Source organism: Tessaracoccus pujii, from assembly GCF_055326215.1.
The window spans coordinates 126,375-141,594 of record NZ_JBUZNP010000004.1 but is presented as its reverse complement, the minus strand read 5'-3'; the positions used below and the strand labels follow the sequence as shown (position 1 = coordinate 141,594).

The window sequence follows — 15,220 nt, the reverse complement described above, 5'->3', positions numbered from 1 at the left end:
TCAGGGAGCCGGGACGTCGTCGGCGAGGCGGTGGATGTGGTCGTGGATGATCCTCCACACCGACTCCTCGCGCATGGGGCGGAAGTGGCCGGGCACGTCGAGGTTCACGTTGGTGGCCCCCGCCAGATGCGAGCCGTCCGGGATCACCTGGTCCCACGCCGGGGCCAGGGACACGATGCGCGCGTTGGCGCTCACGTCATCTGCCAGGCTGCGCAGGATCGGATTCTCCGGCGAGAACAGGCCGAGCGGGGACCTCGCGACCAGCCGGTGCAGCCTCCTGCCCACCGTCGACCCCCCGAACGGCGTGGCGACCGTCACGAGGCCCAGGGCCACGTCGTCGCGCTGGCGCAGGAGCACGGACTTGCCGATCAGCCCGCCCTTCGAGTGCGCCACCAGGACGCACCTCCGGACCCCCCGCTCCTCGAGCACCGCCAGGCAGCGCTGCGCCGACGCGTCGAGATCGCCCAGGTTCCAGCCCAGCGTCTCGACGAACTCGACGCGGTGCCCGTGCCTCCCCAGCCAGCGGGCCAGGGGGGCGAGGTAGCTCCACGGCTCCAGGATGCCGGGCAGGAGCACCACCGGAATGTCGCGGCAACCGTGTCCATCCCCGTCCTGCCGGGGGTGGCGCCAGGGGAGGACGCGCCGCCAGAGCGCGGCGGTCATGTCGCGGCCGGCGATGCCCCAGTCGGTGGCCGCCGCGCGCGCCCGGCCGATCGCTGCCCGGACCCGCCTCACGTCAGCCCCGCGATGTCGAGGCAGCCGTCCACCACCCGCTCCGGGTGCGTGACCATCACCTGGTGCGAGGCGTTCGGCACGACGTCGACGGTGACGCGCTCGCTGCCCGCGGCCGCCCGCAGGACGTCGAGCCATGGGCCCGGTGCCAGCCGGTCGTACTCTCCGGCGATGAGCGCGAGGTCCGCGCGCACCTCGGCGATGCGTTCCTCGATGGGGTAGGCGAGCATCGCGGGGAAGGTGTCGATGAACCACCGCGGACCGCAGCTGAGCCAGGCGCGGATGGACGGCCAGGCCGACGCGGGGGTCTCCCGCGAGGCGGCCTGGAGGAAGCGTCGCACCACCGTCGGAGCGCGCCGCTCGGCGCCGTTGACGACGGGGCCGATCAGCACGCCGGCCGAGGCGATCGTGGGCTGGCGGCGCAAGGCCTCAACCACCACCTGGACGCCCATGGAGTGTCCGACGAGGACGGCGTCGTGGAGGCCCAGTCGCTCGATGGTGTCGATCAGCGCCAGCGCGAAGCTGGGGATGCGCAGCGTCCGGTCCGGCGTGTCGGCCCGCCCGAAGCCGGGAAGGTCCACGGTCACGACGCGGGCATGCGGTGCCAGATGGCGGGCGAGCTCACGGAAATACAGCGAAGACACTCCCAGCCCGTGCACCAACACGAACGCCTTCTCCAGCGGCATGGCGTCGGGGCACGAATCGAGGACCACGACGTTGAGGTCGCGGATCTGGAACTCGCGTTCGGTGAAGCCCGGGTCGTCGGCGGTCACTCTGCGATCGTGCCACACCGCCCGCGCCGGGGGGAGAGGCGGCGCGCGGGGCGCCCCCAGGGCCTTGACGCCGGCGCGACTCGCTAGCGGATGTGCTTGGCCGCCGTGGCGAGGATCAGGGCCATGGAGACCGCTCCCGGGTCGATGACGCCAACGGAGGATTCGGCCTTCAGCGCCGCGCGGCCGCGCCTGGCCACCAGGGGCAGGGTGGCGTCGCGTCCGGCCTCGGCCGCCGTGGCCGCCCTGGCCAGCGCCTCAGCCACGGCGCAGCCCTCTGCGGCCGCCTCCTCCATGGCCCGTGCGGCGGGTTCCAGCGCGTCCACCATGGTCTTGTCGCCCACCTCGGCGCGGCCACGGGCGACCACGCCGTCGAGACCGGAACGCAGCGCGCGGGCCAACCCGGCCGTCGAGACCTCCGAGGGCCAGGACGCGCCCGCCCGCAGGAAGAAGGTGCCGAAGAGCGGACCGGAGGCGCCGCCCACGGTGCTGACCAGCGCCATGCCCACCAGGCGCAACGCTTCGGCGGCGGTGGGGGTCTCGCTGAGGTCGATGGTCAACGCCGCCTCGGTGCCGCGCCGCATGTTGGTGCCGTGGTCGCCGTCACCGAGGGTGCGGTCCAGGCCGTCCAGCTCCTCGCTGCGCAGCGCGAACTCGCGGGCGCACTCGCGGAGCCAGTCGGACACCGCCCCCACTGCTCCAGGCATGATCTGTTCTCCTCTGTCCGACGTGGCCGACCCATTCTAGGCTGTCTAGGGCCGGGTGCCGAACTCGTGGACTGGCTCAGCGGAGGCCGCGGAGAAAGTCCTCGTCGTCGTCCGGGGCGCTGGGCCCGCGGTCGAGGGCCCGTCCGCCCGTCGTCGGGCGGCCCAGGAAGAGCCACGCCAGCGGACCCACCACCGGCAGACCGATGACCAGGAACGCCCACAGCCACCGCGGCATGGCACGCACGCGTTGCCCCCGCGCCTGCGCCACCTCGACGACGCAGTACACGGTGAGCATCACGATCGCGATGATCAGAAGAACCCGGGTCACAGACCTATCCTACTCGCGGGCTAATGTGACGACGTGGGCCACTGGATCGACGACGCGCGCAGCCTCCTCGGCGAGGGGGCCGGCCTGTGGCTCGCCGACGGCGAGGGCTCCGCGCCGCCCGGCACCGCCGTCGTCGGCACCTCGGGATCCACCGGCCCGGCGAAGCGGGTGGTCCTCGGCCGCGCCGCCCTCACCGCCGCAGCGGACGCCGCCCACGAGCGGCTCGGATTCCGCGCCACCTGGCACCTCGCGCTGCCGCCGCGCTACGTCGCGGGGCTCATGGTGCTCGTGCGCGGGCTGCGGGGTCGCGGCGTGCGCCTCGCCGACCCGTCGCTGGCGGGGCTCGAACCGGCGGCGGGACCCAACGCCGTGTCCATCGTGGCCACGCAACTGTTCCGTGCGCTCGGGGACCCCGGTGTCGCGGCGGGGCTGGCCCGGTTCGACGCGGTGCTCGTGGGCGGCTCGGCGCTCGACCCGGACCTGCGCCGACGCGCCGAGGCGGCGGGGATCGCCGTGATCGGGACCTACGGCATGAGCGAGACCTGCGGCGGGGTGGTGTGGGACGGGGTGCCGCTGCCGGGCGTCGACGTCCGGCTGGGGGCCGACGCCCGGGTGTCCATCGCCGGCCCCACCCTGTTCGACGGCTATCTGGGAATGCCCCGTGAGACGGCCGAGGTGCTCGTCGACGGCGCCCTCCTCACCCGCGACAGGGGCCGCTGGGCCGACGGCAGGCTGGTCATCGACGGGCGCATCGACGACGTGGTGATCAGCGGGGGCGTCAACGTCGACCTGGCCGCGGTGCGCGGCGCCGCCCTGGCGCTCGACCCGGACACCGAGGTGCTGGCCGTGCCGGACCCCGAATGGGGGGTGCGCGTGGTGCTGTTCGCGACGAGCGGAGACCTGGCCGGCTGGCGCGACCGCCTCCGGGAGACGCTCCCCGCGGCCTCCCTGCCACGGCAATGCGTGCTGGTCCGGGGGCTGCCCCGGACCGCCGGCGGCAAACCGGACCGCGAAAAGCTCCTACAGTTGCTCGGGTCATGAACGAGAAGCTCACAGTCTGGGTGGCCGGTGCGCGCCCCCGCACCCTGCCCGCCGCCGTCGCCCCCATCCTCGCCGGAGCGGCCAGCGCCGCCGCGCTCGGCCACTACGACTGGGGCATGGCCGCGCTGTGCCTCGGCGTCGCGCTCGCCCTGCAGGTGGGGGTCAACTACGCCAACGACTACTCCGACGGCGTGCGGGGCACCGACGACGACCGCGTCGGCCCCACCCGCCTCGTGGCGTCGGGCCTAGCGTCTCCCCGTGCGGTGAAGACGGCCGCGTTCGCCGCGTTCGGGCTGGCCGGCCTGGCCGGCATCGCCGTCGTGGCCCTCAGCGGGCACTGGTGGCTGCTCGCCGTGGGTGCCCTCAGCATCCTGTCGGCCTGGTACTACACCGGTGGCGCCAGACCGTACGGCTACCTGGGTCTGGGTGAGGTCATGGTGTTCGTGTTCTTCGGCCTCGTCGCCACCGTCGGCACCGCGTACGTCATCGCCGACGCCGCGCCCCCGCACGCGTGGCTGGCCGCGACCTCCGTCGGCTCGCTCGCCAGCGCCATCCTCGTGGCCAACAACCTGCGCGACATCGCCACGGACGCCGTCGTCGGCAAGATGACCCTGCCGGTGCGGCTGGGGGACCGGGGGTCGCGGCTGTTCTTCGCGCTCCTCGCGGCACTCGCCCTCGTCGCGACACTCGGGTTCGCGGCCCTCACCACCTGGTGGGCCCTCGTCGCGCTCGTCGGCGGGCTGCTCCTCGTCGCCCCACTGCGGCGGGTCCTGGGCGGTGCCACGGGCCGCGCCCTCATCCCCGTCATCCAGTCCACCGGCATGGCCGAGATCGGGATCGCGGTCGGCCTGCTGGCGGGTGTGTCGCTGGCATGAGGCTCCACGTCGTCGATGTTCCTTTGACGGTGCCGTTCCGGGGCCTCACCCGGCGCAGCGCCGTGCTGATCCACGGCGCGGCCGGATGGGCCGAATGGAGCCCGTTCCCCGAGTACGGCGACCACGAGGCCGCATCCTGGCTGCGCGCCGCGCTGGAGGCCGCTGGGCACGGCTATCCCGACCCCGTCCGCGGCTGGGTGGAGGTCAACGGGATCGTGCCTGCCCTCCCTCCCGACCAGGCCGCGGCCCGCGCGGTCGCCTCCGGGTGCCGGACCGTCAAGATCAAGGTCGCGGCCGCGGGCGAGCGGCTGGACGACGACGTGGCCAGGGTCGCGGCGGTGCGCTCGGCCCTGCCGGACGCCCGGATCCGGGTGGACGCCAACGGGGCCTGGTCCCTGGCCGAGGCTCGCGACGCCCTCCGGGAGCTGGGCCACTACGCGCTGGAGTTCGCCGAGCAGCCGTGCGCCACCGTCGAGGACCTCGCCGCCCTGCGGGCGATGGACATCGGTGTGCCGATCGCGGCGGACGAGTCCATCCGCAGAGCCGCGGACCCGCTCCGGGTCCGCGACGCCGGCGCCGCGGACATCGCCGTGCTGAAGGTGCAGCCACTGGGGGGCGTGCGGGCCTGCCTGCGGCTGGCGGAGGCGGTCGGGCTGCCCGTCGTGGTCTCCAGCGCGGTGGAGACCTCCGTCGGTCTGCGGGCGGGGGTGGCCCTGGCCGCCGCGCTGCCGGACCTGCCGTACGCCTGCGGGCTGGAGACCGGCCGCCTGCTCGCGCACGACGTGGTGACGCACCCCCTCGTGCCCGTCGACGGGGTGATCGGCGTCGGCGGGATCGACGTGGAGCCCCGCCTGCTCGAGCGCCACGCGGCCGGCCCGGAGCTCACCAGGTTCTGGTTGGATCGGTGGGAGCGGGTCCACCGGCTCGTGGAGGAGGGACGATGAGCAGCATCGAGCTCGGATCGGTGGTCCTCGACGCCCTCATCGGCTCCGGCGTCACCGACGTCGTCCTGGCCCCCGGATCCCGCAGCGCCTCGCTCGCGCTCGCCGCTGACCGGGCGGACCGGGCCGGTGCGCTGCGGCTGCACGTGCGCGTCGACGAGCGGGTCGCGGGGTTCACCGCGCTCGGGCTGGCCAAGGAATCGGGGCGTGCCGTGGCGGTGATCACCACCTCCGGGACCGCCGTGGCCAACCTGGCGCCCGCCGCCATGGAGGCGAAGGCCTCGGGTGTGGCGCTCGTGCTGATCACGGCGGACCGGCCCGCGCACCTGGTCGGGACCGGGGCCAACCAGACCACAGACCAGGTGGGCGCGTTCGGCCCGTCGACGCTCGGGGTCGTGCGCCTGTCATCGGAGTCCGGCGACGAGGATGCGTGGGCGGCCGGCGTGCACCGCGCCGTCGCGCTCGCCGAGGGGAGGCGCACCCGCCAGCCCGGGCCGGTGCAGCTCAACGCCGAGTTCGCGGCACCGCTGGTGGGCACCCTCCCGGCGCTGCGCCCGCGCGGGTTCGCGGTCCCGAGGTCTGCTGGGCACACGGCCGTCGAGCTCGACGCCCGCCGCACGGTGGTGCTGGTGGGCGACGCGCCGCCCACCGTCGGTCTGGAGGCGCGGGCGCTGGCCGAGGTGTCAGGGGCGCCGCTGCTGGCGGAGCCGTCGTCCAACGCCCGCAGCGGGCCCAACGCGGTGGCCCGCTACCGCGAACTGCTCGACGGGGTGGGCCGCGCCATCGCGCGCGTGATCGTGGTGGGACACCCCACCTTGTCGCGCCCGGTGACGGCGCTGCTGTCGCGGCGGGACGTGGAGATCGTCGTGGTCTCGTCCACGGCCGCCTGGATCGACCCGGGGCACCGTGCCTCAGTGATCGCCGACCGCGTGATCCTGCAGGACCAGGACCCGGCCTGGGTGGACCAGTGGCGTGAGGCGGCCGTGGAGGGCGACGCCGCCGCGACGGGCTTCACCCAGCGCGACGTGGCGGATGCCGTGCTGGCGTCCCTGACCGACGCCGACGACCTCGTGCTGGGCTCCAGCTCCATCATCCGCGCCGCGGACCTCGCGCCCATCGCGTCGTCGCCGCCGCGGGTGTTCGCGAACCGCGGGTTGGCGGGGATCGACGGCACCGTGGCCACGGCCACGGGGATCGCCCTGGCGGGCCGTCGTCCGACCACCGTGCTGCTGGGTGACCTCACCCTCCAGCACGACCTCGGCGCCCTCGTCCGGGCCCCGCAGGAGCCGGCCTCCCGGCTCCGGATCGTGGTGGCCGACGACGGCGGCGGGTCGATCTTCCACGGCCTGGAGCAGGGGGCGCCGGCCTACGCGGACAGCTTCGAGCGCGTCTTCGGCACCCCGCAGGGCCTCGACCTGGTGCCCGTCGGACAGGCCCTGGGCTGGAACTCGGTGCGGGTGGGGACCCGCGGAGAGCTCGAGCGTGCGCTCGTCGGTGGCGCCGAGTTGATCGTCGCCACGCTACGACGGGGCTGAGGCCTCCGCCGCGGGGGCGTCCAGGCCCGTCAGCCAGCGGCGGACCGCCAGGGTGGCCCGCACGTCGTCCTCGTTGTACTGCAGCACGCGCTCCCGGGCCGCGGCGCGCGACTCCGGCGTGGTGCCCGTGACCGCCTCGCTGAACCAGGTCTGCGACGCCAGGCCGCCCGGCTCCTCGTCGCGCCAGGCGAATCCGGCGCCGCGAGTGGCGACCACCTTGAGGCCCAGGCCGTCCACGCCGACGAAGTTGTCCCGCACGAAGCCGAACAGGTCCACGAAGTGCGTGCGGATGATCCCGCACAGCTCCTTCAACACCGGGCTGGCGCTGCGTTCGGCGAGCCGGTGCAGGTGGACGGTCTCGTAGTCGCTGTAGTGAAACACGCGCAGCTCGGGGTGCCGCTGGACCAGGCCGAGCAGCCACCGGGCGAACTCCTCCGCCAGCTCGAACTCCTTGGACGCGACGTCCGCCCCGAAGCGGCTGAACTGCACGTAGCGGGGGGCCGGGGAGGCGTCGTCCCCGGCAACCAGGGCGCCCCACAGATACACCGTGCCGTCGTCGGAGGTCTCGATGTCCAGGTCCACCTCGACGGCGGCTCGGGGCACGCCGATGGGGTCCACGCTCACCCGCTCCAGGTCCACCCCGGTGGCCAGCATGCGGGCCCGCTTCGCGGCCTGCCGGAGCCGCTGCTCGGGGCGGTCGCGGTGCCCCGTGAGCGGAAGGTAGCGCGGTAGAAGCTCCTCGACGTCCGCCTCCGCCAATTGCGCCACCGTCGTGATGCCCAGGCTCATCAGGGTCTGCAGCTCGCGCACGTCCAGCGGCGCCTTGGAGATGCGCAGCGACAGGTCGTCGTCGTCGATGCGCGTCCGGCACACCGACCACCACGAGCACCATTCGCACTCCTTGACCCTGATCGGCCGGACCACGGGGGGCGGATCGTCCAGGCCGGTGCGCTCCGCGGCGCGCTCGGCCACGTGGACGCGGAACTGGTGCTCGTGGTCGTAACGCTCGAGCGCCGAGCGGAGCTTGTGGCCGGCGCTGCGAGAATAGGTGCGGATGAAGCGGTGCGTGAGGTCCACCCAGGTGGCCGTGGGTTCGGCGCCCGCCGCGCGATCGTTGCCCACGACCGCCGCCCGCGGCTCCGAGGAGGCGAATCCGCAGGATTCGAGCAGCCGCCAGTGGTGCGCCAGTTCGAGCAGCGCCCCCTCGCGGTAGACGCGGTAGCGCAGGTCCGGGAGAACCTCGCAGGCGCCGATGTGGCCAAGCGGCGACCATTGCAGGGCGGTGGCGCCCACCTGCTTCTCGCGCACCCGGTAGGGCTTGACCTTGAGCGGCCAGTAGCCCGCCGCCCCGGAGGCGGTGTCCGTGCCGCGGACCAACGCGTCCGGGCGCCCGCTCCGGTGCCCGTCGAGGTCCAGCGGCAGCACCCCCCCGAGGATCACTGGCGCGCCGGCACCCATGGCCGCCAGGCAGGCCGCCTCCCGCTCCACCCAGCTGGCGCCCGCCTGATGCATGCCACGGAGGTCCACGGCCCCGGCGTCCGCGGCGAGCCGGTTGAGTACCTCGTCGCGGAAGTCCGAGCCGCCCTGGAACGACTCGCGCAGCGACTCGTCGAGGGGCGCCTCCGGCTGGGCCAGGGTGGGATCGAAGAGATGGAACGTCTTGACCGGGCAGCTGCGCGCGGCGTAGGCGTCCAGCACGAACCCGTTCACGTCAGGCGTTCCAGCCGCGATGCAGCGCGACGATGCCCCCCGCGTGATCCTGCCACTCGACGCCGCTCCACCCGGCCTCCAGCATCAGCTGCGCCAGCCCCCGCTGATCCGGCCACGCCAGGATGGATTCGGCCAGGTAGCCGTAGGCCACCGGATTGCTCGACAGCCTGGCGATGGTGGGCAGGGCAGCCACCAGGTAGTTGGTGTAGACGTGCCGGAAGGCCGGCATGGTGGGGGTGGAGAACTCGGCGATCACGATCCTGCCGCCCGGCCTGGTCACCCGGCGCATCTCCACGAGGGCGTCCAGGGTGCGCTCCACGTTGCGCAGGCCGTAGGAGATGGTCACGGCGTCGAACGTGGCATCGGCGAAGGGGAGGGCCAGGGCGTCGCCCGCCACGAAGTCCAGGTGGGGCTGCTGACGGCGGCCCTGCGTGAGCATGCCGATCGAGATGTCCGAGGGCACCACGTAGGCGCCCGCCTCCGCGAGCACCGCGGAGGAGGTGCCCGTGCCGGCGGCCAGGTCGAGGATCCGTTGACCGGGCCGCGGGGCGATGGCCCTCACGGTGGCCCTGCGCCAGGCGTGCACCTGGCCGAGGCTGAGGACGGAGTTGAAGAGGTCGTAGCGCTTGGCCACGCCGTCGAACATGGCGGCCACCTCGCCGCGTCGCTTCTCCATCGTGGCCCGCTGATTCTGCATTGCTGCAGCCTAGCGGGGCGCCCGGCAGACCGGCGCGGGCGGCATGCTTGACCCATGACGCAACCGCAGGACCCGAGCACGGCCCGCCTCGTGCTGGTGCACGGCTCGATGTCCTCGTCGGCGCAGTGGGCCGACTATCCGGCGCTGCTGCCCGGCCTCGACGTGGTCGCGGTGGACCTGCCGGGCCACGGTCCCCGGAGCGGGGAGACGTTCTCGACGGCGGGCGCGCTCGAGGTCATCGGTGAGGCCGCGGCCGGGGATCGGCCCGTGGTCCTCGTCGGGCACAGCCTCGGCGGCTACCTCTGCGGGCTGTTCGCCTCGACCCCGCGCCCCCGGCTGGCGGGGGTGGTGCTGATCGGCGCGACGGGCAACCCGAGGGGGCCGATGGCCGTGCCGTACCGGGGCTTCGCCTGGCTGACGGGGCGGGTGGATCACCGGCGGCTCGGCCGGGTCCGGCTCGGGCTCGCCAGGCGGCTCGGCGTTCGGGAGGGCCTGCTCCCCGACGCGGCGTCCTACGGCTCGCTGCCCGCCGTATGGCGCGCGGTGGCCGAGGACTGCCCGCCGCGCGTCCTGGCCACGGTGGCGTGTCCCGTGCTGTTTCTCAACGGGCAGTTCGACCAGATGAGGGTCGACGAGCGCCGGTACCGTCGCCTGGTGCCCGGAGCCGGGCTGGCCATCGTTCCCCGGGCGAGCCACTTCGCACCGCTCACGCACCCGGCGGCGGTGGCCTCGATCATCCGGCGGTTCGTCGATCAGGTGGTGGCCGTCCCGGCGAGGCAGGCGCCCGATGTGCCACCGCTTCGTCGATGAGCCACAATTGGCCGCGTGGCTAAGAAAGACGTCGTACTCCAGGTCGACAACCTCAAGAAGGCCTACGGGCCCGTGACCATCATCGAGAACTTCAGCATGAGGGTGCACGCAGGGGAGGCGGTCGCCCTGACGGGACGCAACGGCGCCGGAAAGTCGACGGTGCTGCGCTGCCTCGTGGGAGCCGACCGTCCGGACGAGGGCACCATCACCGTCAACGGCACCAAGGTCACCGAGACCAACCCGGAGATCCGTCGCACCGTGGCCACCGTCATCGACGACCTGGACTTCTTCCCGGACCTCAGCGTCGTCGAGCACCTCGATCTTCTGGCCCGGGCACACGGCCTCCACGACCCCGACGACCTCGTCGACGAGGTGCTCGAGGAGGTGCAGCTGGTCCCGCAGGCGGGGCAGCTGCCCAGCACCCTCTCGTCGGGTCAGCGCCGACGCCTTGCGCTGGCCACCGCGTTCGTCCGCCCCCGCCAGCTGCTCGTGCTCGACGAGCCCGAGCAGCGTCTCGACGTGGAGGGCGTCGCCTGGCTGGGTGAGCGGTTGAAGGCGGAGCTCGCCGGCGGTCTCGCCATCGTGCTCGCCAGCCACGAACCCTCCCTGCTGCAGGCCATCGGGGCCCGCGAGCTCCACCTCGGGGGCGCCCGATGATGGACCACCGGCTGACGGAGGTCGGCGTCGTCGACGAGAAGCAGCTCAAGCTGCTGATGCGCGACTGGCGCCGCGGCCGCGCGGACCGCAACCTGTGGCAGGCCCTGTCCGACGGGTACGTCATGGTGTTCTCCATCGTCCTCATCGGCGCCATGCTGGTGTCGTCCATCCTCCAGGCTCAACGCACCGCGGCCATCTGTGACACCGCGGGCTGCGTGGCCGCCCGCGGACTCCTGCCCTGGGCCTCGGTGGCGGGCATCCTGGCGTTCACGCTCGTGGTGGCCAGGCTGTTCGGCCCGGTCGTCGCGTCGTCGGCCGAGGGATTCTGGCTCATGGACGGACCTACCGACCGGCGCCGCCTGCTGGCCGGCCGCCTCGTCGGCGGCATCGCCGCCGCGGCCGTCCTGGGCGCCGCTGCCGGCGCGCTCATCGCCTCCCTGACCGGCTCCCGGGCCGCGGAGATCGGCATCTGGGCGCTGGCCGGCGGCCTGGGGGCGGCGGGACTCATCGCGTTCGCGGCGGCCGAGCAGGGGCTGGACCGGCACTGGATCGTCACCGGGGTGCAGTGGATCATCGGGGCCACGGCGATCGGCACCATGGTGCTGCTGGTCAGCGGCGCTGCCGGCTGGATGGATCTCGGCGGGCTGACCCTCATCGCGGTGGAGCTGGCCTACATCATCGCCGGCGTGGGGCTGCTGCTGGTCGTAGTGGCCGGGTTCCTGGCCCACCGACGGCTGCGCAACATCCGCCGCCAGCGCCTGACCACCGGCGGTTCGCTGCTCAGCGGCCTGCAGGGCGCCGCGTTCGCGCTGGAGTTCGCGCTGATCCGCGACATCCTCGTCGAGGCGAAGGCCAAGAAGCGCGGCCACGTGCGCCCCACGCGCGGCGCCGGGTCAGGGCTGACCGCGCTGGTCATGCGCGACGTGCAGCGCCTGTGGCGCCAACCCATGCCGCTGATCACCCTGCTCGCCACCATGGTGGTGCCCTACGCGGTACAGGCCCTGGGGCTGGCGATGCTCAACCCGCCCATCTCGGCTCTCGTGCTGCTGGCGGCGCTGGTGCCGTTCATGAACTCCCTCCGGGTCCTCACGCGCACCAAGGGCCTCCAGCGCTGCCTCCCGTTCGACCCGTCCCAGATCAAGCAGGCGGCCATGATCGTGCCGGCGGTGCTGGCGCTCCTGTGGACCGTCGGCGTCTTCCCTGCGTTCCTCGGCGTGGCAGGGGGGGTGGAGTCGGATCCGGTCACGGCGGCCTCCTCAGCTCTGGTGACGGGCGTCGCAGGCCTGCTGGCGGCGGTGCGCTGGGTCTCGGCCAAGCCGGCGGACTACTCCGGCCCCATCGTCTCCACCGGCATCGGCGCCATGCCGCCGGGGCTGCTGTTCTCGCTGCTGCGCGGTGTGGACATCGTGGTGCTCGTGACCCTGCCGATCGTGTTCAACTGGCCGGTGTGGGTCTCGCTGATCATCGCGCTGATCGCCTTCATGCTCCTGCGCTCCGGCCTGGACCGCGACACCCTCATGGACCAGCAGGCGGAACAGAAGCGCCTGCTCGAGGAGGAGAAGACCCGACGCAGCGGCGGACCCGGCAGCCCGAAGCAGAAGATCCAGGTGCCGCGGAAGCGCTGATCAGGCCAGTCCGAGGGCCTGCAGCATCGGGACGAACTTCGCGCCGGTCTCGGCGAGTTCGGCCTCCGGCGCCGAATCCGCGACGATGCCCGCGCCGGCGAACAGCTGGATCTCCTCAGGGGTCCCCGGGCGCACCTGGCCCCCGCGCAGGGCGATGGCCCACTCGCCGTCGCCCTGGGTGTCCACCCACCCGACGGGGCCGGCGTAGCGGCCGCGGTCCAGGGATTCCAGTTCACTGATGATGTCCAGCGCCAGGTGGGTCGGGGTACCGCACACGGCCGCGCTCGGGTGCAGGGCCGCGGCCAGCGTCAGGGCGCTGGCGGACTGGCTGACCACGCCCGTGATGTCGGTGGCCAGGTGCATGACGTTGGGCAGCTTGAGGACCGACGGCGCCTCGGGGACGTTCATCGCCTGGCAGTAGGGCGCCAGCGCGGAGGCGACGGAGTCGACGGCGAACTCATGCTCCGAGATGTCCTTCTGCGAGCGCGCCAGTTCGGTCGCCTTGGCCAGGGGGTCGGTACCTTCGGCGTCGCGCCAGACGGTGCCGGCCAGCACCCGCGAGGTCACCAGGCCGCCGTGCCGGCGCAGCAGCAGCTCCGGGGTGGCGCCCACGATTCCGTCGACGAGGTAGGTCCACGTCATGGGGTATTTCGCCATCAGCTCGGCGAGGAGGTGGCGCAGGTCCAGCGGCGCGTCGGCCCGGACGCGGAGGTCACGCGCCAGGACCACCTTGTGCACCTCGTCGCGCCGGATGAGGTCCACCACTGCCGCGACGATGTCCGTCCACAGCTGCTCGGTCATGGACCCGCCGAGTTGCCGCAGGCCCCTGGGCGGGACGGTCGGCGAGCCGGGCGGGGGGAGCGTGGTGGTGCGGCGCGAGGCCCCCAGCCGGGTCATCCATGACACGCCGCCGCGCCGCCCGACGATGACCTCGGGGACGATGAGGACCGAGCGGTCCTCGGAGCGGTCGGGGTCGAAGGTGAACGCGCCCACGGCCAGCGGCCCCGTGCCGAACTCTCCGGGCATCTCGGAGTCGTGATCGATCTGGCTCGATATCTCGTCCCACCACACGTCGGCGGCCTCGAGGGTGTCGGTCTCGAAGCGCGCCACCTCGCCGAGCGTCACGAAGCCCTCGCCGCGCCGCACGAAGGCGCACCCGGGTGCCGCGTCAGGCAGAAACCGCTCAAGGGGGCCGGGGTCCGCGATGGCGACGGTCGTGGCGCGCATCCTCGCACTGCCGAAGTCCAGAATCACCTTGGCGAGCATAGCCGTGCGATGACCCGCGGGCCACCCGCCCCCAACCCGTGGACCTTCCTGGCGAACCTCGGCGAACCGACTATTACGCAACGTAGTCATAACTTAAATGCCCCCGCAAGGCCTTGTCAGTGGGCCTTGGGTCGTTCTGAACCCGGTTGGTCGAAATCTGCGGGCACCCCCTAGACTGACCGCGAGAGACGCCCGGGAAGACAGGAGAACCGCATGTCGTTCGCCAAGCCTGATGGCGCGGCGTCTGCCGACACACCCACCGAATCGGACGTCATCGTCGTCGGTGCGGGCCCCGGCGGATCCAGCACTGCTGCCTACCTGGCGCGGCACGGCCTCAACGTGACCCTCCTGGAGAAGTCACACTTCCCCCGCGAGAAGGTGTGCGGCGACGGTCTCACCCCCCGCGCCACCCGTGCGCTGACCCGCATCGGGATCGACACCTCCGAGGCCAACGGCTGGCTCCACAACAAGGGTCTTCGCGTCTACGGTGGCCGCACCGAGCCGTTCGAGCTGCCCTGGCCGGACCTCACCGACTTCCCGCCCTACGGACTCGTCCGGCCCCGCGCGGACTTCGACGACATGCTCGCCAGGCACGCCGTCGCCCAGGGCGCCACCCTCGTGGAGGGAGCCAACGTGGACGCCGCGGTCCTCGACGACCGCACGGGCCGGATCACGGGCGTCACCACCAAGGATGGCCGCGCCTTCCGCGCCCCCTACGTGGTCGCGGCGGACGGCAACTCGTCGCGCCTGTCGGTGTCCATGGGCCTGAACAAGCGCGACGACCGCCCCATGGGTGTGGCCGTGCGGACCTACTTCACGTCCCCGCGTACCAACGACGACCACCTCGAGTCCTGGCTCGAGTTGTGGGACGGCAAGCCCCACGTGTCCACGCTCATGCCCGGCTACGGCTGGGTGTTCGGCATGGGTGACGGCACCTGCAACGTCGGCCTGGGCGTGCTCAACACCTCGAAGAGTTTCGGCAAGACGGATTACCGTGCGCTGCTGAAGCGCTGGCTCGAGAACACGCCGGAGGAGTGGGGCTTCCGCGACGAGAACATGGTGGGCCCGGTGCAGGGCGCCGCGCTCCCCATGGCGTTCAACCGCCAGCCCCACTACGGCCGCGGGCTCGTGCTGGTGGGCGACGCCGGAGGCATGGTCAATCCGTTCAACGGCGAGGGCATCGCATACGCGATGGAATCGGCTGAGATGGCCGCCTCGGCCCTGGCCGAGGCGTTCTCGCGTGGCGCCGGCACCAGGTCCGCCGAGCAGGCCATGCAGGCATATCCCGCCCAGCTGAAGGCGAGCCTCGGTGGCTACTATCGCCTCGGCACCATCTTCGTGAAACTCATCGGCGACCCCCGGATCATGCACCTCTGTACGCGCTACGGACTGCCCCGCAAGACGCTGATGCGCTTCGTGATGAAACTGCTGGCCAACCTGACCGACTCGCATGGCGGTGATGCCATGGACCGCATCATCAACGCGCTCTGCAAGGCTGCGCCCTCGGCCTGACCGGAAGGAAAGTT

15 protein-coding genes are annotated in these 15,220 nt (G+C 72.9%); 8 read left to right on the top strand and 7 right to left on the bottom strand.

Going from position 1 to position 15,220, the window contains the following annotated elements; translation table 11 throughout:
* From ACZK5N_RS07060 to ACZK5N_RS07045, 4 genes are all read right to left on the bottom strand, one after another.
* The gene (locus tag ACZK5N_RS07060) at window positions 1-735 is read right to left on the bottom strand and encodes an esterase/lipase family protein (RefSeq protein ID WP_463624717.1); all 735 of its coding nucleotides are present in this window, start codon (window positions 733-735) and stop codon (window positions 1-3) included.
* Complete coding sequence (locus ACZK5N_RS07055) at window positions 732-1,505, bottom strand: alpha/beta fold hydrolase (protein ID WP_463624716.1); 774 nt, start codon at window positions 1,503-1,505, stop codon at window positions 732-734. Before ACZK5N_RS07055 ends, ACZK5N_RS07060 begins: the two co-directional genes overlap by 4 nt.
* Window positions 1,506-1,588: 83 nt before the next feature.
* Complete coding sequence (dhaL, locus tag ACZK5N_RS07050; protein ID WP_459017416.1) at window positions 1,589-2,209, bottom strand: dihydroxyacetone kinase subunit DhaL; 621 nt, start codon at window positions 2,207-2,209, stop codon at window positions 1,589-1,591.
* A gap of 76 nt (window positions 2,210-2,285) precedes the next feature.
* Complete coding sequence (locus ACZK5N_RS07045) at window positions 2,286-2,537, bottom strand: PLD nuclease N-terminal domain-containing protein (protein WP_459017415.1); 252 nt, start codon at window positions 2,535-2,537, stop codon at window positions 2,286-2,288.
* Between the two features lie 33 nt (window positions 2,538-2,570).
* Between ACZK5N_RS07045 and ACZK5N_RS07040 the strand changes: the two genes are divergently transcribed.
* Genes ACZK5N_RS07040 through menD form a run of 4 tightly spaced genes read left to right on the top strand, consistent with a single transcriptional unit; the run spans window position 2,571 to window position 6,929 of the window.
* Window positions 2,571-3,578, top strand: a complete 1,008-nt coding sequence (locus ACZK5N_RS07040; protein ID WP_463624715.1) for an AMP-binding protein — start codon at window positions 2,571-2,573, stop codon at window positions 3,576-3,578.
* Window positions 3,575-4,453 (top strand): 1,4-dihydroxy-2-naphthoate polyprenyltransferase, encoded by an 879-nt coding sequence (locus tag ACZK5N_RS07035; RefSeq protein WP_459017413.1) that lies wholly within the window; start codon window positions 3,575-3,577, stop codon window positions 4,451-4,453. Before ACZK5N_RS07040 ends, ACZK5N_RS07035 begins: the two co-directional genes overlap by 4 nt.
* Window positions 4,450-5,397 (top strand): o-succinylbenzoate synthase, encoded by a 948-nt coding sequence (locus ACZK5N_RS07030; RefSeq protein WP_459017412.1) that lies wholly within the window; start codon window positions 4,450-4,452, stop codon window positions 5,395-5,397. Before ACZK5N_RS07035 ends, ACZK5N_RS07030 begins: the two co-directional genes overlap by 4 nt.
* A complete protein-coding gene (gene menD, locus ACZK5N_RS07025) occupies window positions 5,394-6,929 on the top strand; it encodes a 2-succinyl-5-enolpyruvyl-6-hydroxy-3-cyclohexene-1-carboxylic-acid synthase (protein WP_459017411.1) in 1,536 nt (511 codons plus the stop codon). The genes ACZK5N_RS07030 and menD overlap by 4 nt, the downstream gene beginning before the upstream one ends.
* On the opposite strand, the gene ACZK5N_RS07020 is transcribed toward menD, so the two are convergent.
* Window positions 6,915-8,639 carry a TM0106 family RecB-like putative nuclease gene (locus ACZK5N_RS07020; protein WP_459017410.1) on the bottom strand — a complete coding sequence of 575 codons (1,725 nt, stop codon included), beginning with the start codon at window positions 8,637-8,639 and terminating at the stop codon, window positions 6,915-6,917. The two genes, menD and ACZK5N_RS07020, sit on opposite strands and share 15 nt — an antisense overlap.
* A 1-nt stretch (window position 8,640) precedes the next feature.
* Complete coding sequence (locus tag ACZK5N_RS07015) at window positions 8,641-9,336, bottom strand: demethylmenaquinone methyltransferase (RefSeq protein WP_459017409.1); 696 nt, start codon at window positions 9,334-9,336, stop codon at window positions 8,641-8,643.
* 54 nt (window positions 9,337-9,390) lie between these two features.
* On the opposite strand from ACZK5N_RS07015, the gene ACZK5N_RS07010 reads away from it, so the two are divergent.
* From ACZK5N_RS07010 to ACZK5N_RS07000, 3 genes are read left to right on the top strand one after another with little or no spacing between them, the layout of a single operon-like run.
* A complete protein-coding gene (locus tag ACZK5N_RS07010) occupies window positions 9,391-10,146 on the top strand; it encodes an alpha/beta fold hydrolase (RefSeq protein ID WP_459017408.1) in 756 nt (251 codons plus the stop codon).
* 15 nt (window positions 10,147-10,161) lie between these two features.
* Window positions 10,162-10,803 (top strand): heme ABC exporter ATP-binding protein CcmA, encoded by a 642-nt coding sequence (ccmA, locus tag ACZK5N_RS07005; RefSeq protein ID WP_459017407.1) that lies wholly within the window; start codon window positions 10,162-10,164, stop codon window positions 10,801-10,803.
* A complete protein-coding gene (locus ACZK5N_RS07000) occupies window positions 10,800-12,428 on the top strand; it encodes a DUF6297 family protein (RefSeq protein WP_459017406.1) in 1,629 nt (542 codons plus the stop codon). The genes ccmA and ACZK5N_RS07000 overlap by 4 nt, the downstream gene beginning before the upstream one ends.
* Here ACZK5N_RS07000 and ACZK5N_RS06995 read toward each other — a convergent pair whose 3' ends face one another.
* A complete protein-coding gene (locus ACZK5N_RS06995) occupies window positions 12,429-13,682 on the bottom strand; it encodes an isochorismate synthase (protein ID WP_459017405.1) in 1,254 nt (417 codons plus the stop codon).
* 225 nt (window positions 13,683-13,907) lie between these two features.
* Here ACZK5N_RS06995 and ACZK5N_RS06990 point away from each other — a divergent pair, with 225 nt between their 5' ends.
* Window positions 13,908-15,206 carry a geranylgeranyl reductase family protein gene (locus ACZK5N_RS06990; RefSeq protein ID WP_459020348.1) on the top strand — a complete coding sequence of 433 codons (1,299 nt, stop codon included), beginning with the start codon at window positions 13,908-13,910 and terminating at the stop codon, window positions 15,204-15,206.
* Window positions 15,207-15,220 lie beyond the last annotated feature (14 nt).

Excerpts from the sequence above, each read along its gene's own strand:
- dhaL (WP_459017416.1), bottom strand. The coding sequence starts at position 2,209 with ATGCCTGGAGCAGTGGGGGCGGTGTCCGACTGGCTCCGCGAGTGCGCC.
- ACZK5N_RS07035 (WP_459017413.1), top strand. The coding sequence starts at position 3,575 with ATGAACGAGAAGCTCACAGTCTGGGTGGCCGGTGCGCGCCCCCGCACC.
- ACZK5N_RS07030 (WP_459017412.1), top strand. The coding sequence starts at position 4,450 with ATGAGGCTCCACGTCGTCGATGTTCCTTTGACGGTGCCGTTCCGGGGC.
- menD (WP_459017411.1), top strand. The coding sequence starts at position 5,394 with ATGAGCAGCATCGAGCTCGGATCGGTGGTCCTCGACGCCCTCATCGGC.
- ACZK5N_RS07015 (WP_459017409.1), bottom strand. The coding sequence starts at position 9,336 with ATGCAGAATCAGCGGGCCACGATGGAGAAGCGACGCGGCGAGGTGGCC.
- ACZK5N_RS07010 (WP_459017408.1), top strand. The coding sequence starts at position 9,391 with ATGACGCAACCGCAGGACCCGAGCACGGCCCGCCTCGTGCTGGTGCAC.
- ACZK5N_RS07000 (WP_459017406.1), top strand. The coding sequence starts at position 10,800 with ATGATGGACCACCGGCTGACGGAGGTCGGCGTCGTCGACGAGAAGCAG.
- ACZK5N_RS06990 (WP_459020348.1), top strand. The coding sequence starts at position 13,908 with ATGTCGTTCGCCAAGCCTGATGGCGCGGCGTCTGCCGACACACCCACC.